At 46.9% G+C, this 21,410-nt stretch carries 24 protein-coding genes; 1 reads left to right on the top strand and 23 read right to left on the bottom strand.

The annotated features are described in order from the left end of the window. Nucleotides 1-4 precede the first annotated feature (4 nt). The 20 genes from TRNA_RS34940 to rpsU form a co-directional block, all read right to left on the bottom strand. Nucleotides 5-496, bottom strand: a complete 492-nt coding sequence (locus TRNA_RS34940) for a YaiI/YqxD family protein (protein WP_003183612.1) — start codon at nt 494-496, stop codon at nt 5-7. 264 nt (nt 497-760) lie between these two features. Further along, entirely contained in the window at nt 761-1,573 is an 813-nt protein-coding gene (locus TRNA_RS34945; RefSeq protein WP_003183615.1) for a pyruvate, water dikinase regulatory protein, read from the bottom strand. A gap of 25 nt (nt 1,574-1,598) precedes the next feature. Then, nucleotides 1,599-2,237 (bottom strand): helix-turn-helix transcriptional regulator, encoded by a 639-nt coding sequence (locus TRNA_RS34950; RefSeq protein ID WP_025804968.1) that lies wholly within the window; start codon nt 2,235-2,237, stop codon nt 1,599-1,601. 197 nt (nt 2,238-2,434) lie between these two features. Continuing rightward, nucleotides 2,435-4,474 carry a glycine--tRNA ligase subunit beta gene (glyS, locus tag TRNA_RS34955; RefSeq protein WP_009327872.1) on the bottom strand — a complete coding sequence of 680 codons (2,040 nt, stop codon included), beginning with the start codon at nt 4,472-4,474 and terminating at the stop codon, nt 2,435-2,437. Further along, on the bottom strand, nt 4,467-5,354 hold the full coding sequence (glyQ, locus tag TRNA_RS34960) for a glycine--tRNA ligase subunit alpha (RefSeq protein WP_003183621.1): 888 nt from the start codon (nt 5,352-5,354) through the stop codon (nt 4,467-4,469). The genes glyS and glyQ overlap by 8 nt, the downstream gene beginning before the upstream one ends. A 331-nt stretch (nt 5,355-5,685) precedes the next feature. Then, entirely contained in the window at nt 5,686-6,456 is a 771-nt protein-coding gene (recO, locus tag TRNA_RS34965) for a DNA repair protein RecO (protein WP_003183624.1), read from the bottom strand. 37 nt (nt 6,457-6,493) lie between these two features. Beyond that, a complete protein-coding gene (locus TRNA_RS43355; protein ID WP_003183626.1) occupies nt 6,494-6,637 on the bottom strand; it encodes a YqzL family protein in 144 nt (47 codons plus the stop codon). Nucleotides 6,638-6,798: 161 nt separating this feature from the next. After that, nucleotides 6,799-7,704 carry a GTPase Era gene (era, locus tag TRNA_RS34970; protein ID WP_009327871.1) on the bottom strand — a complete coding sequence of 302 codons (906 nt, stop codon included), beginning with the start codon at nt 7,702-7,704 and terminating at the stop codon, nt 6,799-6,801. After that, complete coding sequence (locus TRNA_RS34975; RefSeq protein ID WP_003183631.1) at nt 7,685-8,095, bottom strand: cytidine deaminase; 411 nt, start codon at nt 8,093-8,095, stop codon at nt 7,685-7,687. The genes era and TRNA_RS34975 overlap by 20 nt, the downstream gene beginning before the upstream one ends. A gap of 131 nt (nt 8,096-8,226) precedes the next feature. Further along, nucleotides 8,227-8,607, bottom strand: coding sequence for a diacylglycerol kinase family protein (locus tag TRNA_RS34980; protein WP_003183633.1), 381 nt, complete (start codon nt 8,605-8,607; stop codon nt 8,227-8,229). Beyond that, the gene (gene ybeY / locus TRNA_RS34985; protein WP_003183635.1) at nt 8,585-9,061 is read right to left on the bottom strand and encodes an rRNA maturation RNase YbeY; all 477 of its coding nucleotides are present in this window, start codon (nt 9,059-9,061) and stop codon (nt 8,585-8,587) included. The genes TRNA_RS34980 and ybeY overlap by 23 nt, the downstream gene beginning before the upstream one ends. Next, on the bottom strand, nt 9,058-11,112 hold the full coding sequence (locus tag TRNA_RS34990; RefSeq protein ID WP_223307119.1) for an HD family phosphohydrolase: 2,055 nt from the start codon (nt 11,110-11,112) through the stop codon (nt 9,058-9,060). The genes ybeY and TRNA_RS34990 overlap by 4 nt, the downstream gene beginning before the upstream one ends. 164 nt (nt 11,113-11,276) lie before the next feature. Beyond that, complete coding sequence (locus TRNA_RS34995) at nt 11,277-12,236, bottom strand: PhoH family protein (protein WP_003183639.1); 960 nt, start codon at nt 12,234-12,236, stop codon at nt 11,277-11,279. After that, nucleotides 12,233-13,429 (bottom strand): sporulation protein YqfD, encoded by a 1,197-nt coding sequence (gene yqfD, locus TRNA_RS35000; protein ID WP_003183642.1) that lies wholly within the window; start codon nt 13,427-13,429, stop codon nt 12,233-12,235. The genes TRNA_RS34995 and yqfD overlap by 4 nt, the downstream gene beginning before the upstream one ends. Nucleotides 13,430-13,446: 17 nt before the next feature. After that, nucleotides 13,447-13,728, bottom strand: a complete 282-nt coding sequence (gene yqfC / locus TRNA_RS35005; protein WP_003183644.1) for a sporulation protein YqfC — start codon at nt 13,726-13,728, stop codon at nt 13,447-13,449. Between the two features lie 55 nt (nt 13,729-13,783). Next, a complete protein-coding gene (locus TRNA_RS35010) occupies nt 13,784-14,233 on the bottom strand; it encodes a hypothetical protein (RefSeq protein WP_003183645.1) in 450 nt (149 codons plus the stop codon). 29 nt (nt 14,234-14,262) lie between these two features. Further along, on the bottom strand, nt 14,263-15,255 hold the full coding sequence (gene floA / locus TRNA_RS35015; protein WP_003183647.1) for a flotillin-like protein FloA: 993 nt from the start codon (nt 15,253-15,255) through the stop codon (nt 14,263-14,265). Between the two features lie 23 nt (nt 15,256-15,278). Next, nucleotides 15,279-16,598, bottom strand: coding sequence for an NfeD family protein (locus TRNA_RS35020; protein ID WP_011198129.1), 1,320 nt, complete (start codon nt 16,596-16,598; stop codon nt 15,279-15,281). A gap of 144 nt (nt 16,599-16,742) precedes the next feature. Continuing rightward, complete coding sequence (locus TRNA_RS35025) at nt 16,743-17,189, bottom strand: GatB/YqeY domain-containing protein (RefSeq protein WP_003183651.1); 447 nt, start codon at nt 17,187-17,189, stop codon at nt 16,743-16,745. 14 nt (nt 17,190-17,203) lie between these two features. After that, a complete protein-coding gene (gene rpsU, locus TRNA_RS35030; protein ID WP_003183654.1) occupies nt 17,204-17,377 on the bottom strand; it encodes a 30S ribosomal protein S21 in 174 nt (57 codons plus the stop codon). A gap of 185 nt (nt 17,378-17,562) precedes the next feature. On the opposite strand from rpsU, the gene TRNA_RS35035 reads away from it, so the two are divergent. Beyond that, nucleotides 17,563-18,498 carry a Na/Pi symporter gene (locus TRNA_RS35035; protein ID WP_003183656.1) on the top strand — a complete coding sequence of 312 codons (936 nt, stop codon included), beginning with the start codon at nt 17,563-17,565 and terminating at the stop codon, nt 18,496-18,498. A 19-nt stretch (nt 18,499-18,517) separates the two neighbouring features. On the opposite strand, the gene deoC is transcribed toward TRNA_RS35035, so the two are convergent. The 3 genes from deoC to TRNA_RS35050 form a co-directional block, all read right to left on the bottom strand. Beyond that, nucleotides 18,518-19,189: a deoxyribose-phosphate aldolase gene (gene deoC, locus TRNA_RS35040; RefSeq protein ID WP_011198130.1), complete on the bottom strand. Its 672-nt coding sequence runs from the start codon at nt 19,187-19,189 to the stop codon at nt 18,518-18,520. Nucleotides 19,190-19,279: 90 nt separating this feature from the next. After that, complete coding sequence (mtaB, locus tag TRNA_RS35045; RefSeq protein WP_003183660.1) at nt 19,280-20,635, bottom strand: tRNA (N(6)-L-threonylcarbamoyladenosine(37)-C(2))-methylthiotransferase MtaB; 1,356 nt, start codon at nt 20,633-20,635, stop codon at nt 19,280-19,282. 2 nt (nt 20,636-20,637) lie between these two features. After that, the gene (locus tag TRNA_RS35050; protein ID WP_003183662.1) at nt 20,638-21,405 is read right to left on the bottom strand and encodes a 16S rRNA (uracil(1498)-N(3))-methyltransferase; all 768 of its coding nucleotides are present in this window, start codon (nt 21,403-21,405) and stop codon (nt 20,638-20,640) included. Between the last annotated feature and the right edge of the window lie 5 nt (nt 21,406-21,410).

The following is a 21,410-nucleotide window of genomic DNA, read 5'->3' on the forward strand; positions in this document are numbered from 1 at the left end:
CTGCTTAGTACGTAAATCCTTCAATTTTCGACAAGATTTTTTGCAGCTCTTTGACAAATCGCTCCCGGTCTTCCTTGACCAGTTTTTTCGGGCCTTTCGTGTAACGTCCGCTTCTTCTCAATTTTTGTGCGACGTGACGGCGGAAAAGAGCATGATCGATGGAGTTCTCTTCGAAAAGATAGCCTCTCTCCGACATCACATAGACCTTTTTGCCAAGCAAAAGCGATGCCAGCCCGATATCTTGTGTGACGACGACATCACCAGGTCGAACATGGTTGGCAATGTACAGATCCGCTGCTTCTTTGTGCGGATCGACATATGTCCAATTCTCTTCTTCTTTCCTTGTGATTTGAAAATGCTCGAATGAAGCCACGAATACCACCTTTACGTCGAAATCCGCCGCTGTTTTGAGCACTTCATCTTTCACCGGGCATGCGTCTGCATCGACAAAAATCGTCCTTTCTTTTTCAAGAAGACTAATTCTCCATCCCTCCATCAATCTCCTGCTATAAATACAGGCAAAATCACACAGGTTTCAAAATTAATCGATCTATAAGAATTTGTCGAAAGTTTTTTTCGGGAAATTCTTGACACGATACCCATAATAGTTTATTCGTTCTGTACTAAGCTTAAACCTAAAAGTTAATTATTTTATCACAATTTTTTATTATAATACAAATGGGTTAAAGATGCTATCATTTTCACTTTTCCCAAAACCATCAAAGCAAAAACCCAGGATGGGGTGTCCTGAGTTTTATTCTTAGACCCTTTTTGTCATCATGTTGTGAATAATGTTGGCCGTTTCCTCCACCGCTTTATTTGATACGTCTACGACATTGCAGCCAATGCGGCCGACGATCTTTTCAAAGAATTCAAGCTCTTCTTTGATGCGGTTGATATTAGCGTAAATGGCTTTGTCGTTGAGGCCGAGCGATTTCAGGCGCTCCTTGCGGATATGGTTCAGTTTATCCGGGCTGATTTTTAACCCGATGCATTTAGCCGGATCAACGGTAAAGAGCTCTTCGGGAGGGTCCACCTCGGGAACGATCGGAACGTTTGCCACTTTTAACCGTTTATGCGCCAAGTATTGGGATAACGGAGTTTTGGACGTTCTCGACACGCCGATCAGCACGATATCCGCTTTTAAGATGCCCCTTGGATCTCTGCCGTCGTCATATTTAACCGCAAATTCGATGGCCTCTACCTTCTTAAAATAATCTTCGTCCAGCTGTCGGACTCTGCCCGGCTCATATTTCGCACTGAAGCCGTAGACCGACTCCATTTTCTCAATCAGCGGGCCGATGATATCGTAATACACGACATTCGCCTTTTCGGCTTCGGCGATTAAAAATTCACGAATCTCCGGGACAACAAGCGTAAAACAGATGATGCCGCCGTCCGCTTCTGCCAGCGAGATCACTTCTTTTATTGTTCCGCGGTCTTCGACATAAGGAATCCGCCTGATATTTGTCTGCTCGGATGAACCGTTAAACTGGCTGATAGCCGCTTTGACTACGAGCTCAGCGGTCTCGCCGACAGAGTCTGATACAACATAAATCGTCCGATTACTCATGATATCCCTCCATTTGAAGTTCACTCTACATGATTTCATTTTCAGATAAGCCGACTAAAATTTTTGTCATGTTCGTTTTCGTAATTCTTCCCACAACTTCATAGCCTTTTTCTGTATCTTTTACAACAGGCAGTGCGTCAATTTGTTTTTCGATGAGCATCTTGGCAATGTCCAAAATGAAATCGTCGCGCCTGCAAAGCGTAATGTTCGGCATTCTCGTCATAATGATATGGACGGGTATTGAAGGGAGCTCCTGTTTGCCGATGCTGGCTCTGAGCAAGTCTTTTCGTGAAAGTACACCGACTAAGATGGCATTATCATCAACGACAAAAAGCGTTCCTACGTCCTCTAAAAACATCGTGCAAATCGCATCATAAACGGAGACATTTTCATGAATGACCACCGGAATGGACTGGAAGTCTTTCACCTGCAGTTTTTTCAGCTTATCAGCCAAGAGCTGCGTGCCCGTCTTTCCCGTGTAGAAATAACCGACCCGCGGCCTTGCTTCCAAAAATCCCGACATCGTCAATATTGCCAAATCCGGACGAAGGGTAGCCCTCGTCAGATTCAGCTTTTCCGCGATATGTTCTCCGGTAATCGGCCCGTTCTCTTTGACAATCTGCAAAATATGCTCCTGACGTTTATTTAGTTCGATCGTACTCACCACCTTTAAGCCGAAGCTCACAATTCGTTCGTTATGTATAAAAGTCGATAACATATTATAACGCATATGAAGACTAAAATAACAGCAATTACAATTGAATTCTATGAAAAAGACAGGCGGTATTTGACAAGGATGTGAAAAATCGATTTGAGCAAAAAGACGATTGCCAGCCTGTCAGCAACCGTCTTCTGCGGTGTTTATTTTACAATGATGGCATTGATGTTTGCAAAAGATCGGATCAGCTCCGCCAAGCTTGCCATTTGCGCCAGGCGGTTTGCTTTTAATCTTTCATCTTCGGCATGTACCATCGTATGATCAAAATACGCTTCAATCGGCTCTTTCAGCTTGGACAGCTCACTGAAGGCGCCCTCATAATCTTTTGCTTGGTAAAGGGTCTCTATTTGCTGCCTGCACGCCTCATAAGCTTTGAAAAGCTCCTCTTCTTGAGGGTTTTCAAACAGTGAAGCGTCAATGGCGCTCGTTTCGCTCTTTTTGCTGATCGAAATAACCCTTGCCAGCGCTTCAGCCGTTTCTTTAAATTCCGGTTTGGCTGCAGCCGATTCAAGGACGGCGGCTTTTTTGACAGCCGAATACGGCTCAAGGTTCGTGCTTTCGAGCACGGCATCCACGACGTCGTATCGGATGTTTTCCGCTGTTAATACATATTTGAGGCGCTGTTTAAAGAATTCGAGCAGTTCGCTGTTTGCTTCCTGTCCGGCAAACGCAGCCAGTTCTTTGAATGAAATGCCCCAGTTCCGGTCAAGCAGGATTTGGACGATGCCGCTCGCCTGTCTTCTCAGTCCATACGGATCCTGAGATCCTGTCGGAATGACGCCGATTTTGAAGAATGAAGCGACCGTATCGAGTTTGTCCGCCAATGCGACGACGGCGCCGGCGATTGATGAAGGCGTTTGTCCTCCGGCTTGTCTCGGCATATAGTGCTCATTGACTGCGAGCGCAACTTCTTCTTTCTCACCGAGCATCCGCGCATATTTTTCACCCATGATGCCCTGCAGCTCAGGAAATTCGTAAACCATGTGTGTCACAAGGTCGAATTTTGAAATGTGCGCAGCGCGCTTGATCAGCTGCACCGTCTCTTGATCGGCACCGATGACTTCAGCGATCCGTTCAGCAAGCGCCTCAGTGCGTCTCACTTTATCTCCGAGCGACCCCAGTTCTTCATGGAAAACGATCTTTTCGAGCTTTCTCACATTCTCGTCAATGTTTAATTTTTGATCTTCTTTATAGAAGAAGGAAGCGTCTGAAAGCCTTGCTCTCAGCACTTTTTCATTCCCTCTCGCCACGTTTTCAAGGGCGCGGCTGTCTCCGTTGCGGACGGTCACAAAGTAAGGAAGCAAGCTGCCGTTTTCATCTTTGACAGGGAAATAACGCTGATGCTCTTTCATTGTTGTCACGAGCACCTCTTCAGGAATTGCGAGAAATTCCTCTTCGTAAGAACCGAACAGTACCGTTGGATATTCAACCAGATGGTTGACCTCATCCAGCAGATCCTCGTCTCTCGGAATGTCCCAGGACTTCTCAGCAGCCAGTTCGTCAAGCTGCTTAACGATCAGCTGCTTCCGTTTGGCCGGATCGGCAATCACAAACTGGCTTTCCAGTGTCGCTTCGTATTCAGAAGGTGCGCTCAAGTCGGCTGCTTTTCCGAGGAAGCGGTGTCCCTGCGTTGTGCGTCCGGTTTCGACATGAGCGACTGAAAACGGAACGACTTCACTTCCGAACAGCGCGACGATCCATTTAATCGGCCTGATATATTTTAAATCTTCGCTGCCCCAGCGCATGTTTTTCGGAAAGTGGAGGCTTGTCACCAAATCGCGGAGCTCAGGAAGCAATGAAAACGTATCCTGGCCTTTTTGGAATTTTTGCACAAATACATATTCCGTTCCTTTGATGTCTTTAAAATACAAATCTTCCGGACTTGCTCCTTGCCCCCGTGAAAAGCCGATGGCCGCCTTTGTCCATTCGCCGTTTTCGTCAAGGGCGATTTTCTTTGCCGGTCCTTTCGCTTCTTCTTTCACATCATCCTGCTTCTCCGCCACGTTCTCGACAAGAACGGCCAGTCTTCTAGGGGAGTTATACAGCTTGACGGAACCGAAGGCAATATTTTTTTCCTTGAGCCAGCTTTCCAGCTTCTCACCCAGCTGAGTCATGCTGTCATGCATGAAGCGCGCCGGCATTTCTTCTAATCCGATTTCTAAAAGCAAATCTTGATTACTCATGTGAAGCCTCTTCCTCCTTCAGCATTGGGAAACCCAACTTTTCGCGTTCATCATAATACGTTTTCGCCACTTTTCTGGCCAGGTTTCTCACCCTTGCGATATATCCTGTGCGCTCCGTGACGGAAATCGCCCCTTTTGCGTCAAGCAAGTTGAACGTATGCGAGCATTTCAAAACATAATCATATGCAGGATGGACAAGTCCCTGATCCATCTGGCGATTTGCTTCTTTTTCGTACGTTGCAAACAATTCGAACAGCATGTCGACGTCAGATGTCTCAAACGTATAGACGGAATGCTCGTATTCAGCCATCTTGAACAGGTCTTTTATCGTATAGCCGTTCGTCCATTCAAGATCAAAGACGTTTTCTTTATCTTGGATATAAGAAGCAAGGCGTTCGATACCGTATGTGATTTCCACGGAAACCGGTTTGCACTCAAGCCCGCCGACCTGCTGAAAATAGGTGAACTGGGTAATTTCCATGCCGTCAAGCCATACTTCCCAGCCAAGCCCGGCGCAGCCGAGCGACGGATTTTCCCAGTTATCCTCGACAAAGCGGATATCATGCTCCAGAGGGTCGATTCCAAGGGCTTTTAATGAATCTAAATAAAGCTCTTGAATGTTGTCTGGAGACGGCTTAATGATCACCTGAAATTGATGGTGCTGATAAAGCCTGTTCGGATTGTCACCGTATCTTCCGTCCGCAGGGCGCCTTGACGGCTCCACATAAGCGACTTTCCAAGGCTCAGGCCCAAGGCTCCGCAAAAATGTATATGGGCTCATCGTGCCTGCACCCTTCTCTACATCATACGACTGCAAAAGTACGCATCCTTCATTGGACCAATGCTTTTGCAGGGTCAGAATCATTTCTTGAATATTCAAATGAAGCACCTCCACAAAACGTGTTTTCAAGTTTAATTTTTGGCATAGGGCTGGTTTGGGCAGAAAAAAACTCCCGTCCCTATGCTTGTTTACCCACAAACATAGGGACGAGAGTTCTCCCGCGGTTCCACCCTAATTGCTGAGAGGAAATGTCTCAGCCTCTTTTTTAAAAGTTGCTCAGGGAATGCCTTTCATTGCGCTCTCATCCCCGGCTTTCACCGCCCCGGAGTCGCTTCAATGAGGCTGTGCGCAATTACTTCTTTCCGTCAACGCAACATCATTATTGAATCCAATCTTCATGTCATGATCTTATAAAAAGATGAAGAGGTTGTCAACTTTTGTTTTCATCGCCCAGCATCTTTTTCATATTGTCCATTTGTTCCATGAAGCGCCGCGATTTCAGGTAGATCCCTGAGTACTCGTCATAGTACGTCTGAATAACCCTTTTCAGCTCATCCTTCGTCTCCTGTTTGACCGAGACATTTCCGAGCCTTGACAGGTCAAAATAAAAAAACAGTCTCAACAGCCTGGCGGATGCGGGAGACAGCGGTATCCTGTATGGATCTTTCGCAAAACAGCGGTGGCAGATAAAGCCGTTGTCGCGGATCGAAAAATGAAATGTGCCGTCTTTGCTTTTGCAGTGCACACATTCATCCAGCTCCGGATACAGCCCCATCACGCTGAGCATTTTGACTTCGATGAGGTTGGCGATAATGTCGGGATCTGTACCGTCATTCAGCCTCCTCATTGACTGAAGCAGCAGCTCAAATAAAAACGGATTCGGTTTCTTTTCCTCCGTTCCCTTGTCGATTAATTCAGCGATGTAGGCCGCGTAAGCTGTTAAAAACAGATCCTCGCGGATATTCCTCATGCTTTCGATCATCTCGCCCTGCTCCAATGTGCCGAGGCCGGATGATTTGCGGAATAAAAAAGATGCATAAAGGAACGGCTGGGAAATCGCTGACAAGCGGCTGTTCGGCTTTTTGGCGCCCCTTGCCAGCACACCGATTTTCCCGTGTTCTCTCGTCAATAGCGTAATGATCTTATTTGTTTCACCATAGTCGTTTGTACGAAGGACGATACCTTCACATTTCGTCAGCATATGTGCACCATCCAAAAATTGGAGGGGTCAAGCATGATCACAAAATTGGAAAGTCAATTTGCGCTAGCTCTTCTTCAAGTACTTCGGGTCTTTCCAGGTTCTCCTTTTCCAATTCTTTAAAAAGGAGGTACGTGTCAACGCTTCCTGTTTGTGAAAATACATTCCAAGTAAAATTCAACATAAAAAGCCCCACCTTTCTGTTTATAACTAGCTATTTAAATATCCAAGTTCTTAAGATTATCTTGACCTTGTATCCTCCATTTCATGTTAAACAATTTTTTCTAATATATCTTTGATTTCGAGAGATATTGTCACGATTAAACCGCGGTCAAGTTCTGTCCGTTAATACTCGTCTTCTCTAAATCCAAAATCACGAAGCTGAGACATCTTGTTGCGCCAGTCTTTCTGCACTTTAACCCACAGCTCTAAAAACACCGATGACCCGAGCAGCGCCTCGATATCGGTTCTTGCCCGCTTGCCGATTTCTTTAAGCAGGCTGCCTCTTTTTCCGATGACGATCCCTTTTTGCGAATCTCGCTCGACGACGATGGTCGCGCTCACATACACAGAACCGTTTTCCCGTTCTTGAATGGACTCGATCGAGACCGCAATGCTGTGAGGGATCTCTTCCCTTGTCAGATGCAGCACTTTTTCCCGAATCAGCTCAGAAATGATAAATCGCTCCGGATGATCGGTCACCTGGTCACTCGGGTAAAACTGCGGACCTTCCGGCAAATAATCCTCAATTTGCTTTAAAAGCGTATCGATATTATTTCCCTCAAGGGCGGAGATCGGAACGATTTCCTGAAACGGATACCTGGTTCTGTACTCATCGATCAGCACAAGAAGCTCATCCGGATGAATCCGGTCAATTTTGTTGACGATCAAAAATACCGGCGTCTTGACTCCTTTTAATCGCTCAATGATAAATTCGTCGCCTTTTCCGTAGCCTTCCTCCGCATTGATCATGAACAAGATCAAGTCGACTTCCTTTAAAGTGTTGTGCGCCACCTTCATCATAAAATCGCCCAATTTATGCTTCGGTTTATGAATGCCGGGCGTATCGATAAAAATCGTCTGGGATGTATCGGTTGTCAGCACACCTTGCACTTTGTTTCTTGTTGTTTGCGGTTTGTCGCTCATGATGGCGATTTTTTGGCCGATTACGCGATTCAAAAAAGTAGATTTTCCTACGTTTGGTCGTCCGATAATCGAGACAAATCCTGATTTAAAGCTTTCCTGTGTCATGTAAGTCCTCCGATGAAAATGCTCCTGGCAGTAATTCTTGAACCGTCATTTCTTTGACTTGGCCATTCAGATTGGTTAAGATGACAGGCATGTTTGGCGAACAAAGTTCGGAAATCACCTGTCTGCAGGCGCCGCACGGCGACACCGGACCCGGCGTATCCGCAGCAACGGCAAGCATCTTAAAGGATTTTTCCCCTTCTGAATAAGCCTTGAACAGCGCTGTCCGCTCGGCGCAGTTGCACAGGCTGTATGCAGCATTTTCAATGTTGCAGCCTTTGTACACCTTGCCGTCTTCGGTTAAAAGTGCAGCGCCGACTTTGAATTTCGAATACGGAACATATGCAAATTCCCTTGCTTTTAAAGCTTCTGCAATCAATTCTTGTTTAGTCAATGTGTGTATTCCTTCCTATAGCAGTGATGGTACCGCTAACACTTTTATTTTACATAAAAATGGCTTCTTTTTCACGCCCAAATCGCAAATGTAAAATTTTTGTAAGAATAGCGCACGACGAAGGGCGGGCATCAAAACAATTTTGACAAAAAGATAAGTAACCCAATCATACACGAAACGGCTGCAAACACGCAAACCGCCCCGGCTGCCGCGTCCTTTGCAGCTTTTGCAAGCGGGTGGTTCTCTTTTGTGAAGAGGTCGACCGTATGCTCAACAGCCGTATTCATCAGCTCCAAGGCGAGCATTCCGCCGATCAGGATCAAGATGACGGTCCATTCGATCAGCGTCAGCCTGAAGAAAAAGCCGCAGGCGATCACGAGGATGGCGGCTCCGCAGTGAATTCTAAAATTGCGCTCTGATATGAACGTCTTGATAATTCCTGTAAAGGCGTTTGAAAAACTCATTTTCAGACGGCGCCATTCGTTTTGTTTATGAGGATCTTGAGAGCCCATATCGATTCAAAATTTCCTTTTGCTTAGTGAACATCTCTTTTTCTTCTTCCTCTGTCATATGGTCATAGCCGAGGAGGTGCAAAAAGCCGTGAACCGTCAGAAAACCCAGCTCCCTCATCAGTGAATGTCCGTATTCTTCGGCCTGTTCCCGGGCTTTATCGACGCTGATGATGATATCTCCGAGAACGGGCGGCATATCAGCGCCGATAATTTCAACCTCTCCTTCGCCGTCTTCTTCGAGGGCAAATGAAATGACGTCAGTCGGGTAATCTTTGCCTCTGTACTCTTTGTTGATTTTTTGTATCTCTTCATTGTTGACGATCGTAACCGAGACTTCGGCGCCGTCTGCGACGCCTTCCTCCGCCGCTGCGAATTGAAGAAGCTTTTCAATTTCAGCAAGCCGGTCTTCAGGGACGCGTCCGGTCTCGTCTGTGATATCTAGAATTAAACTCATGTATGTTTCACCTTCTGTTTAGGATTAGCTTCCGGATATTCTATCCGGGAATGAAAAATGCCTTTCAGCGTTTCGCAGAGCGTCTTCGCGATAGTATTGAGCTCTTTTAAAGTCAAATCACATTCGTCAAACTGCCCGTCCTGCAGCTTATCCGCTATGATCCCGCGCACCAGCTTTTCAATCCTTTCGGGATTAGGGTTATGCATTGAGCGGACGGCCGCTTCGACGCTGTCGGCCACCGAGATGATCGCCGCCTCTTTTGTCTGGGGCTTCGGACCGGGATAGCGGAACTCTTCTTCAGTCGTCTGATCGCCTTTTTCTTTCGCCTTATAGTAAAAAAACTTGAGCAGCGATGTGCCGTGATGCTGTTCGGCTATGTCGACAAGCTCCTTCGGCATTTTATGATCCCTCAGCATATCGGCGCCGTCCGTCACATGGGCAATGATAATGTTTTTGCTCAGCTGCGGAGAAAGCTTGTCATGCGGGTTATCAATATTCATTTGGTTTTCTATAAAATATTGGGGCCGCTTTGTCTTGCCGATATCATGGTAATAGGCGCCGACCCTTGCCAGCAGCCCGTTTGCTCCGACCGCTTCGCATGCCGCCTCAGATAAGTTCGCGACCATAACGCTGTGATGGTATGTGCCCGGTGTTTCCGTCAGAATTTTGCGGAGCAGCGGATGATTCGGATTTGAAAGCTCGAGAAGCTTCATCGTGGACAGGATGCCAAATCCGCTTTCAAAAAACGGCATGAGTCCGAGAACAAGAACTGACGATCCGATGCCGGACACCGCCCCCATGACAAGATATGTACCCATCTCAAGCCCGGTTTGCGCCGTGTTTTGAATCAGCTGCAGGGTAAACAGAACAACGATGTTGATCAGAGAGACAAATAAACCGGCCTGGAGAATTTTCGCCCTCGCGTTATGCTTCCCTAAAAACAGTATACCCGCCATCGAGCTGATTAAGAAATACGTTCCGATTCCATAGTTGAACGTGCCTGTCACACCCTGGTTAAACATCATGCTTCCGCAAATGGAAAGAATCATGCTCGACAGGATCGCCAGCCTTTCATTGATCAGCAGTTTAATGAGCATCACGCCCATCGCAATCGGCACGAGATAGCCGATATGGCCGATTTCAAGCTGCTGAAACAGGCTGATCACTTCCATGACGATTAAAACGATCCCTGTGATCAACGAAAACAGCATGAGCGACTTGTTTTTCGGAATCCGGCTGCTGTATTGCTTTTCGAAATAGTAAACCAAAGCTGAGATGAAAAGCGCGATTAAAAGCAGCAGTCCGCCGACAGGTTTGAAGATGTTGGCTCCGCTCAAGAGCCCTGTCAATTCGAGCTTTCGATAGACTTCCCTGTCGATCAGCTGATTTTCCTCAACGAGTATCTGCCCCTGCTTGATCTGTACCTGCTGTACGCTGTCAGCCGCTTCTTGACGCTTCTGCTCCGTCTTGTCAGGATCGTATACGTAATTGGGAATGATCGCAAAGCGTCCGATTTCATCAGCGGCGTTTTTTAATTTTGAAGGTATCGAATTGCCCTTCAGTTCTTTCGTTACATGTTCTTTCGCTTCATCGAGCTTTCCTGCGCGGATTTCTTTGCTCATCACGTCATTGACGGCGGTGATGACCGAATCCTGCGTCATGGAAAGCTCTCCGTCGCTGGCCCTCAGCAGGTGTTTGACTGAATCCTGTGACAGCGAGTCCGTCACATCGGAAGTCAGCTTTTCTTCAACAGATTTGATCTGGTCTTTTTCAGATGGGGCCTGCTTGTCTTTTTTCTCTTTTTCTGCGCTTTCTTTTTTCACTTCTTTAATGATGTCGAAAATCGATGAGACAAGGTCGACCCTGTTGTCAGAGTACTCTTTTTTCAAAGTGTACTGGTCGGGAACTTCCTCTCTCGCTTCCTGCTTTTTATTAGCCGTTGCCTTTTGGTCTTCAACTGTCGCCGGCGCATAGATCGTATTCTCGCTGATCGAAAATAAATCGAGGTCGAGGGACTCCGGCCTCACATGGAAAAACAGCAGGATGAACATCAGCGCGGATAAAGCCGCATAAAGAATGACGGGAAGGAAGCCCCCGTTATTCAAGCGGATAAGCCGAAACTTTCCGCCTCTTTTTTTCTTTTTCAACAAAAGCACCTCTTTTCCCGCGGGAAACTAAAAAATGACCCGATAACGGGCGATCGGGCCATTCGGAGTTATTTTGACTTTTCGTATGCTTCAATAATACGGGCGACAAGCGGGTGTCTGACCACGTCCGTCTGATCCAGTTCAACAATTGAAATGCCCTCGATATCAAGGAGCATCTTTTTTGCAACGGCAAGCCCTGATGTGACGCCCTTTGGCAAATCGATTTGCGTAATGTCGCCTGTAATGACCATTTTAGATCCAAAACCCAATCTCGTCAAAAACATTTTCATTTGTGCCGGTGTCGTATTCTGCGCTTCATCCAAAATCACAAATGCGTCGTCAAGCGTCCGCCCCCTCATGTAAGCAAGCGGCGCGATTTCAATCGTTCCTCTTTCAAGCAGCCGTGCCGTATGGTCCGTTCCGAGCACATCATGGAGCGCATCGTACAGCGGCCTTAAATAAGGGTCGACTTTCTCCTTTAAATCCCCCGGTAAAAATCCGAGGCTTTCCCCTGCTTCAACAGCTGGTCTTGTCAAAATGATCTTTTTGATGCGTCCGTTTTTCAGTTCATGAACGGCCTTTACGACAGCCAAATAGGTTTTCCCCGTTCCTGCTGGGCCGATGCCGAAGATTAAGTCGTGCCTTTTCATGGCGGCGATGTATTCTCTTTGACCGATGGTTTTGACTCTGATCGGTTTTCCTTTGGCGTTTTTCGTAATTTCCTCTTCATACATGCTTTCAAAAAACTCAAGCTTCTGCTTTTTCGCCATCTTGATCGCATACAAGACATCGCGTTCGGATATCTCGATTCCTTTGCGGATCAGATTTAGGAGAGAGGCAAGCAGGCTGTCCGCGATTTCAAACGTTTCTTCATCTCCTGTCACATACACGGTTTCTCCGCGCGTGACAATTGAAATGTTCAGCTCTTCCTCCATCAACTTCAAATGGGAATCCTGGTTCCCAAACAGCGCTTGAGCCTCATTCGGACTTTCCAGTTGCTGATGAATCGCAAGTAAGTGTTCTGTCATTCTTTAGTCTCCTGAACAATTGGTGTTGTTTGAACAATGTTTTCAATAACCTGGTAAAGGATGATCAATTTAACTTTACCATTCTCGCTCGTTTCGTGCAAAACTTTTTCACTGATAATGTTCCCGTCTCTGCCGATTTTTTTCCTGATGTCTCTTTTTCCCATTTCGATTCCTTCAAGAACTGCTTCTTTTTTCGAGTACACCCTTTTGATTTGTTCGCTCTCCCTCATATGCTCCTTTTCATAAGCGACAGGAAGCTTAAAATTCATAAAATGCAGCGAGTGTTTTTCGGTCTCCGTCTTCGGGCGCGAGAAGTCTTCTTTTTTAAATGAAAAGCCCCAGATCGGCACGGAAAATGATCCGAGGGATAGCTTGTGACTTGTCCTTACTTTACCCGTAAAAACGTCAAATGATGTCTCAAGAGGAACCGTTACTGTTGACTTGTACCAGGTTTCACCATAGATTTTCCCTTTTGCTCCGACTTTTTGCTTTTCCTCTTCGCTTCCGATCAGCCCGGAAACGAGCATTTGCCCTTTTTCAACGTGCTGGTTCACCGTGACGAGCGGCTCGCCTTTTTCCACGAACATTTTCGAGATGGTCGCCCCTTTTTTGGCGACGATGTGCCTCGGACCGATATATTTTTCTTTGTCAGGTTCATTCTTTTCAACGACTTTCATGTGAAGGGCGGTACCGTTTAACTCAATGCCCACCCAAGTGATGTTTTCGACCCGCTTTGTGAGCGCCTGCTGAATTTTTTCCGGGGTCAGCATTGAAAACTGAAAGCGGCCTTTTTTGACGCCGATTTGATCCAATTGCTGTCTGATTTGATGTTCTGTCTCTGGATTGGCTCCTGTAATATCAATTTTCCAAAGCATGTTGGACAATAGGAACATGATGATAAAAAATGCAGCAACTCCAAAAGTGAAGCCGCTATTCCGTTTAGACTTCTGCACGAGGAAAGGAAACCCTTTTCGTTTGATGAACCTGCACTTGCAGTCGAAGCCTCTGATGACCTTCCGGAAGGCATGTACATCAGAAAGCGGAATATAAAGAAAGACGGCGTCTTTCTTTTTCTTTACATTAAACATCGGGATGTTGCGCCTGGTGCATTCATTTAATAACCGTTCGATCCCTTTTCCCGTTATCTTAAGCTGGATCTTTCCTGAAAAAAAAGAAAGCCATTTATTCTTCACGCTTCTTTCCCCCCGACTTATGAATCGATATAGCGGACAAGCTCAATCGTGCCTTCAAGCAGAATTTCCTCAGGCAAAATCGTTTTGATGACAAAGTCTTTGCCTTGAATGATGCACTGCCCCTGTTTGAGCATCAGCCTTACTTCCGTATCGCTGAAAAGCAAAAGCCCTCTGTGGTTTTCAATATATATGTGAAGTCTTCCTATCATCGTAATTCTCGGAAGATCCATCATGACATCAGGGGGAATTTCCAGTGTTCTTGTCAGCCACGCTTTGATGCGGTTTTTTCTTTGCGCCATAAAAAAAGAACCCCCTTTCATCTCATATGTATGAGTGAGAAGGGGGTTCTAATACTTAAATTTTAGGCCGGCGCCTCATTGTGTAATGCGGCTTTCTCGACCGCGGAGGGCCGAATACTTCACTGAGGACAATGCCTTGAACTATTGTTTTTTTATTCATGTCGAGCAGCTCTTGCTTCCGGTTGATCACCCGGCTGCTCTGCTTTTTAATGGTCCGTTCAACGGCCGGCATGGAACGCTCGGCATCTTCTTTGATTCTGCGGAGCTCTGCTTCCATATCTGCGCTGTTTGCAGCTGCCGCTGCCGGCCGCTGGTTTTTATTTTTTGCAGGACGGTGCTGCGCCGTCTGTTTCGGCTTCGGCGTCTGCGTCCTCTGCTGTTCAGGCGCCGGTTTTCGCTTCGCTTCTTCATTTTCATCGTTTTTTCCGAGCTTGTTGAATATGAAGGAAATGGCTGCGATGATGGCCGCCATGATAATCGGATTGTCGAACAGGATATCAAGCAATGAGCTCCCTCCTTTTTACAGGGGCTTGTTTATTTATGATCCTCTTCATTTTGGTCTTTCGTCATCTTTCCGAAAGAATCGCGCATGTCAGTGTCGGCGTCGATGTTTTTCATATTGAGGTAGTCCATGACGCCGATTTTTCCGCTGCGGAGAGCTTCAGACATTGCAAGCGGCACTTCGGCTTCGGCTTCGACGACTTTGGCGCGCATTTCTTCGACGCGGGCGCGCATTTCCTGTTCTTGCGCAACCGCCATGGCGCGGCGCTCTTCCGCTTTCGCCTGGGCGATGTTTTTATCGGCTTCAGCCTGGTCGGTTTGCAGAATCGCTCCGATGTTTTTGCCGATGTCAACGTCAGCGATATCGATCGATAGAATTTCAAACGCTGTACCTGAATCCAACCCTTTGCTCAATACGGTTTGTGAAATCATATCTGGGTTTTCAAGCACTTTTTTATGATTATCGGAAGAACCGATTGTCGAAACGATCCCTTCGCCGACACGGGCAATGATCGTTTCTTCGCCCGCTCCCCCGACAAGGCGGTCGATGTTAGCGCGAACCGTGATTCTCGCTTTTGCTTTCACTTCGATACCATCCATTGCTACACCGGCAATAAACGGCGTTTCGATGACTTTCGGATTAACGCTCATTTGAACGGCTTCAAGCACGTCACGGCCCGCTAAATCGATGGCCGCACATCTGGCGAATGTAAGTTCAATGTTTGCACGTTGGGCAGCGATAAGCGCGTTGACGACCCGGTCAACATTACCCCCTGCAAGATAGTGGCTTTCCAGCTGATTGATGGCAACATCAAGTCCCGCTTTGTGCGCTTTGATGAGCGGGTTCACCACGCGGTTTGGAATGACGCGGCGGAGCCTCATTCCGATCAGTGTGAAAATGCTGATTTTAACACCAGCGGCCAAAGCCGAGATCCACAGCATGACCGGGACGAATGTAAAGAAGACAGCTAGTAGGATGATTCCGGCTGCGATAATAAGTAAAAGAAACAGTGTTGACGGATCCATTATATTCCTCCTAAAAATGTAATTTATAATTCTCTCACAACAATGCGTGAGCCTTCCACTTTAACCACTTTCACTTTCTTATCCTTTGCGGTGAACGAGCCTTCAGATACAACATCAAGCCGTTCATCGTCGATGATGACCGTTCCGGACGGTCTGAGCGGTGTATACGTGACGCCGATTTTGCCAATTAAATCGCGCCGGCTTTCATTTGACACGTATCCGCTTTCTGTGCTTGTCGAGTCGGTTAAGATCAATTTTTTAAAAAATTTCATACGCTTACCCAACACCCTTGTCAATAGAATGGATGCCGCTATCGAAACAGCAGTTGCAATCAAAATGGAGACGGCCATGACCTTAAAGCTTCCCGAAGCTAAAAAGAGGCTCGCAACAATTGCGATCAGGCCGGCAATCCCTGCTATTCCGCCCGGCAGAAAAATCTCTAAAATGATTAAAATAATGCCTGCTGCAAACAGAAGGATCGTTTCCATTCCGGCAAGCCCGGCGACGAGATGACCGTAGAAAAAGAGCAGCAATGCGGTGAGTCCCATAAAGCCGGGGATCCCAAAACCAGGAGAATAAAGCTCCACAATCAGCCCGAGGCTTCCGATTGAAAGAAGAATCGGAATCACGACCGGATGCGTGATAAACCTGGCCACCTTTTCGGCAAAGCTTACCTCGGCACGCTCGATTTTGGCATCCTTCAAATTCAGCTTTTTCAAAAGATCATCAAGGCTCGAAACTGTGCCTTCGGAATAGCCGACTTTCAGCGCTTTGTCAGGGCTTAATGTGAGCAGCTCGCCCTTTGGCGCCCCTACTTCTTTAGCATCGACGTCTGCATCGGCCATCGCGAGAGCGTATTTCGGATCACGTCCGTTTTTTTTGGCTGCGTCTTCCATTTCAGCCAGCCACAGCGATTCCGACTTTTTGTCAGCGGCATTTCCCTGCGTGTCAATGATCGCGGCAGCTCCCATTTTTCCGCCGGGCGCCATATAAATATCGTCTGCATTCAAGGCGAGGTAAGCGCCTGCGGACAGAGCCCTTCTATTCACATAAGCGGTCACCGGAATGTCGGAGTTATGTATCGTATCAGCCATGTCAAGGACTGCGTCGACCGCTCCGCCGGGGGTATTGATATCGAGTATGATATGTTTGGCATACATATCTTCCGCTTCTTGAAATGAGCGCTCAAGAAATTTTGAAAGCCCTTTTTCAACGGTTTCTTCGATCGGAATGACATACACTGTATCTCCATCCGCTTTCACGGTCAAATGAACGCCTAGTAATAAGAATAAAACAAAACCGCAGGCCAGAGCAACAAAAATTCTAAATTTTTTCAGCAGCAATGATGGATGAGGCCTCCTTCCCCTATTATCATTAACATTACATACGTTATACATGTAGCAAAGGTTTCATCTTTCTACTACTTTTCTATTGTATGAACACGCACAAAAAAAGACGCCTTTAATTGCTTAAAAGGCGTCTTTTTCTCAAGACAGTTGTTTGCTGACAAGCTTATTGACGAGACCGCCGTCCGCCTTGCCTTTGACTTTCGGCATGACAGCGCTCATCACTTTGCCCATATCCGCTTTTGAAGAAGCCCCGACTTCGGCGATCGTCTCGTTGACGATGTCGAGCAGCTCTTCTTCCGTCAGCTGTTCAGGCATATAAGCTTCCAGAATGTCTAACTCTTTTTGAACTTTATCTACTAAATCTGAACGATTAGCGTTTGAAAATTCATGGAGGGAGTCTTTACGCTGTTTTAATTCACGAGAAAGAACAGTCAGTTCTTCATCATCGGTCAGCCTGTCTTTCTTAAGCTTGATTGCTTCGTTTTGAAGCGAAGCTTTGACCATGCGAATGACAGTCAGTTTGTCTTTCTCACGGTTTTTCATATAGAGCTTCATATCTTGATTCAGCCGCTCAAGAAGACTCATAAATCCACCCTCTTTTAGTATTTGCGCTTTCTTGCAGCTTCAGACTTTTTCTTGCGTCTTACGCTAGGTTTTTCATAAAATTCACGCTTTCTTGCTTCCTGCAAAGTACCTGTCTTTGATACACTGCGTTTGAAGCGACGAAGAGCATCTTCAAGCGATTCGTTTTTTCTAACGACCGTTTTTGACATTCTCTTTCCCTCCCTCCGAATACACCAATCGACTGCTTTAAAAAAAGACATACATATAAACATGTACTTTGACATTATAATATAAGCCTCCGGTAAGGTCAACCAAGGAGAATCGTTTTATTGTTCAGTCATGATTTCGGCAGCTTGTCTGTATATATTTATAAAGGAGGCTGTTCGAAAAACTGATGATGATCTTGATCTTGTTCGTATTATTGATCGTTCTTTTTCTCAAAGGCATGAGCATGCTGAGAAAAGGCCTGATTTCACTAACATTTGAAAAAATCGAAAAGCGGCTGCTGTTTTTCACGGATCATCCGGTGAAAGCTTTTTTGGTCAGTATTATATTTACGGGGATTTTGCAAAGCAGCTCGGCATTTATGGTGATCGTCATAGGGTTTGTCTCAGTAGGCGCTCTTTCATTTAAACGTTCGATTCCGCTCATTTTAGGGACAAACATCGGGTCCACTTTCACAACGGAATTTTTGGCGGTGAAGCTGGAATTTTTGATTTTTGCCCTTTTGGCCGCAGGTGCAGCTCTTTTCATTGCCGGAAAATCCCCTTTTCGGCAAGTCGGCGTAAGCATGATCGGCTTGGGGGTTATTTTTTTCTGTATCAGCGGTTTCAGCCGGCTTGCCGTGCCGTTGTCACAGCTAGACTCGGGCGCTTATATCGTGCAGCTTGCCGAAGATTCATCGCTTTACGCTTTGTTCATCGGCACCGTTTTGACCGCGATGATTCATTCCAGTTCGGCGTGTGTCGGCATCCTGATGAGCTTTATGGATCAAGGTGTCGTCGGATTGACCGAAGCGATGAGCGTTGTTCTTGGCTCCAACATCGGGACATGCATTACGGCCGTGATGGCATCCTTCAAAGGCGGAGCTGCAGCCAGGCAAACAGCTTATGCCCATGTTCTGTTTAATGTCATTGGTGTAGCAGCTGTATACCCTCTGCTCTCATCAATCACAGGCTTTATCTCCGGACTGTCCGAAAGCCCCGCCCAGCAGATTGCCCATTTCAGCCTGCTGTTCAACGTCGTCACGTCCCTATTGTTTTTGCCGCTCTCAAATCTGTTTCATTCGCTGATCATGTTTCTCATTCCAAACAAAAACCAGGCCCGATAAACGCCTGGTTTTTGTTTGATTAGTAGTCTTCATCCGCTGTTAACCCTTTGACAATCGACACGCCGGCGCTCGCTCCGATTCTCGTCGCTCCGGCTTCAATCATGGCAAGTGCGCTTTCCTTATCGCGGACGCCACCTGAAGCTTTAACGCCGATATCAGGTCCGACAGCTTCCCGCATCAGTTTTATATCCCGGACTGTCGCACCGCCGCCGGAAAAACCGGTCGATGTTTTGACAAAGTCGGCGCCTGCTTTTACGGCCAGTTCACAAGCCAGCCTTTTTTCTTCATCCGTCAAAAGCGACGTCTCTATGATGACTTTTACAAGAGCTTTGCCGTCGGCCGCGTCTGTCACCGCCCTGATGTCATGTTCCACTGTTCCCGTATCGCGGTCTTTTAGTGCACCGATGTTGATCACCATATCAACTTCACCGGCACCGTCTGCAATTGCCTGCCTGGTTTCAAAGGCTTTTGTTTCCGGAGACGCTGCACCTAAAGGAAAGCCGATAACTGTACATACTTTCACCTCTGACTCTTTAAGAAGCTCGGCGCAAAGCTTCACCCAGCAAGGGTTGACACAAACGGAGGCAAAACCGTAAACACGCGCTTCTTTGCAAAGCGCTTCGATTTCGGATTTGACGGTATCTGGCTTCAATGCAGTGTGATCGATCATTCGCGCAATTTGTTTTGTCATCATCCTGACTCCTTTTTAGGTGGTTGTTTGCTTAAGATATTCGCAAAAAAAGCCGGAACACCTTTTTTGTGAACCGGCTGAATTGATGATTTATGACGATAAGCGGATGTTTTCGCGGACGTCGTCTTCCGCGACGCGGACGAACTGTCCTTTGTTGTACGGATAGCCGGCTTTTAAGATCTTCACTTTAACAAGCTGGCCGATCAGGTCTTCTGAACCTTCGAAAACGACTTTAATATAGTTGTCCGTGTAGCCGACAAGCAGGTTGCCTTCGCCCGTTTCCGTGAACGGCTCTTCCGGAATGATCTCCAGAACGTCGCCTTCATAGTCTGATGCATATTCTTTCGCAAGCTGGTCTGAAAGAGCGATCAGTTTATGAACCCTTTCGTTTTTCACGTTTTCGTCAACCTGGCCGTCCATGCGTGCTGCAGGGGTTCCGGTCCGTTTGCTGTACGGGAAGACGTGGAGCTCGGAAAACTTGTGTTCTTTGATAAAGTTATACGTCTCCATGAATTCTTCTTCCGTTTCACCCGGGAAGCCGACAATCACATCAGAGGTGACTGCAAGCCCCGGAAGAGCTTTTTTGAGTTTTGTCAGCCGGTCGGCGAAAAACTCCATCGTATACTTTCTTCTCATCCGCTTTAAAACGCTGTTTGAGCCGGATTGAAGCGGGATGTGAAGGTGTCTGACGATCTTGTCTGAGCGGTCAAGCACTTCGATGACTTCGTCTGTAATTTGGCTCGCTTCGATTGAAGAGATACGGATTCTTTTCAGACCTTTCACACGGCTGTCCAATTCTTTCAACAGCTGCGCAAAGTTGTAGTCTTTCATATCTTCTCCATAACCGCCGGTATGGATACCGGTCAAAACGATTTCTTTATAGCCGGCATCAACGAGCTGCTGCGCCTGGCGGATGACTTCCTCAGGGTCGCGGGAACGAAGCAGGCCGCGCGCCCACGGAATGATGCAGAATGTGCAGAAATTGTTGCAGCCTTCTTGAATTTTCAAAGAAGCACGCGTTCTGTCGGTAAATGCAGGAACATCAAGCTCCTCAAACACTCTCGCTTTCATAATATTGCTGACGCCGTTAATCGGCTGTCTTTCTTCCTGGTACTGCTTAATATAGCCGAGCATTTTTTCGCGGTCTTGTGTACCGACGACGATATCAACGCCCGGGATCGCCATGATTTCCGCCGGGGAAGTCTGGGCGTAGCACCCTGTCACGCAAATGACGGCGTCAGGATTTTGGCGGATCGCCCGTCTGATCACCTGGCGGCTCTTTTTATCACCCGTATTTGTGACGGTGCATGTATTAATGACGTATACGTCCGCCGAACTTTCAAATTCTTTTCTTTCGTAGCCGGCTTCTTTAAAAAGCTGCCAGATTGCTTCTGTTTCATAATGGTTGACCTTGCAGCCAAGTGTATGAAATGCAACGGTTGCCATTGTTATTCACCTCTTAATAACTCTGTATGATAAGAAACTGCCGCCAACGCGTACAGCGGAGCTGTTTCCGCCCTTAAGATCCGCGGACCGAGCCCGCAGGCGAGGGCACCTTTTTCTTTTAGCGCCTCAATTTCCTCTTCTGTAAATCCGCCTTCAGGACCAAACACCATGAGTACGGATGATCCTTCAGAAAGGCTTTTGAGCACGGATTGAAACCGGCTCGTCTCGCCTTGCTTTGATGACTCTTCGTATGCAACGACACATTTATCGAAGTCCTCAAGGCTCTCAAGCAAACGTTGAAACGTGTGAACCGGCGCCACATCGGGAATCGCGTTTCTGTGGGACTGTTCTGCCGCTTCCTTGGCGATTTTCGCCCACCTTTCCCGTTTTTTCTTTGCCTTTTTTTCATCAAGTTTAACAACGGAGCGCGATGCCTGAAAAGGAATAAACGAGCTTGCACCGAGCTCTGTCCCTTTTTGAATGATCCATTCCAGCTTATCTCCTTTTGGAAGGCCGTTTGCAATATGGATCTGGACGGGCAGTTCGCGTGTTTCCCCCGTCCATTCGATAACGCTCAATAAAACCTCTTCTTTAGTGACGGACTCGATCCGGCATTTCGCTTCATGGCCGTCTTTTGCACAGCAAATGACCTCATCTCCGGGAGACATCCTCATCACAGTCGCAATGTGATGAACGTCTTCGCCTTTGATCGAGAATGCGGGTGCGGCTGTGACCTCTTGTTTTGATTGTTCGATAAAATATCGTTGCATACGCT

Source organism: Bacillus licheniformis DSM 13 = ATCC 14580, from assembly GCF_000011645.1.
Taxonomy (GTDB): Bacteria; Bacillota; Bacilli; order Bacillales; family Bacillaceae; genus Bacillus; species Bacillus licheniformis.

Coding starts and splice junctions, on each gene's coding strand:
- floA (WP_003183647.1), bottom strand. CDS start 15,255: ATGGATCCGTCAACACTGTTTCTTTTACTTATTATCGCAGCCGGAATC.
- TRNA_RS34940 (WP_003183612.1), bottom strand. CDS start 496: ATGGAGGGATGGAGAATTAGTCTTCTTGAAAAAGAAAGGACGATTTTT.
- era (WP_009327871.1), bottom strand. CDS start 7,704: ATGACACAGGAAAGCTTTAAATCAGGATTTGTCTCGATTATCGGACGA.
- yqfC (WP_003183644.1), bottom strand. CDS start 13,728: ATGGCGCAAAGAAAAAACCGCATCAAAGCGTGGCTGACAAGAACACTG.
- recO (WP_003183624.1), bottom strand. CDS start 6,456: ATGCTGACGAAATGTGAAGGTATCGTCCTTCGTACAAACGACTATGGT.
- TRNA_RS35035 (WP_003183656.1), top strand. CDS start 17,563: ATGATGATCTTGATCTTGTTCGTATTATTGATCGTTCTTTTTCTCAAA.
- glyS (WP_009327872.1), bottom strand. CDS start 4,474: ATGAGTAATCAAGATTTGCTTTTAGAAATCGGATTAGAAGAAATGCCG.
- TRNA_RS34995 (WP_003183639.1), bottom strand. CDS start 12,236: ATGACAGAACACTTACTTGCGATTCATCAGCAACTGGAAAGTCCGAAT.
- TRNA_RS35050 (WP_003183662.1), bottom strand. CDS start 21,405: ATGCAACGATATTTTATCGAACAATCAAAACAAGAGGTCACAGCCGCA.
- deoC (WP_011198130.1), bottom strand. CDS start 19,189: ATGACAAAACAAATTGCGCGAATGATCGATCACACTGCATTGAAGCCA.
- TRNA_RS34980 (WP_003183633.1), bottom strand. CDS start 8,607: ATGGGCTCTCAAGATCCTCATAAACAAAACGAATGGCGCCGTCTGAAA.
- TRNA_RS35025 (WP_003183651.1), bottom strand. CDS start 17,189: ATGAGTCTTCTTGAGCGGCTGAATCAAGATATGAAGCTCTATATGAAA.
- TRNA_RS34945 (WP_003183615.1), bottom strand. CDS start 1,573: ATGAGTAATCGGACGATTTATGTTGTATCAGACTCTGTCGGCGAGACC.
- rpsU (WP_003183654.1), bottom strand. CDS start 17,377: ATGTCAAAAACGGTCGTTAGAAAAAACGAATCGCTTGAAGATGCTCTT.
- TRNA_RS43355 (WP_003183626.1), bottom strand. CDS start 6,637: ATGTTGAATTTTACTTGGAATGTATTTTCACAAACAGGAAGCGTTGAC.
- TRNA_RS34990 (WP_223307119.1), bottom strand. CDS start 11,112: ATGTTCATCCTGCTGTTTTTCCATGTGAGGCCGGAGTCCCTCGACCTC.
- mtaB (WP_003183660.1), bottom strand. CDS start 20,635: ATGGCAACCGTTGCATTTCATACACTTGGCTGCAAGGTCAACCATTAT.
- ybeY (WP_003183635.1), bottom strand. CDS start 9,061: ATGAGTTTAATTCTAGATATCACAGACGAGACCGGACGCGTCCCTGAA.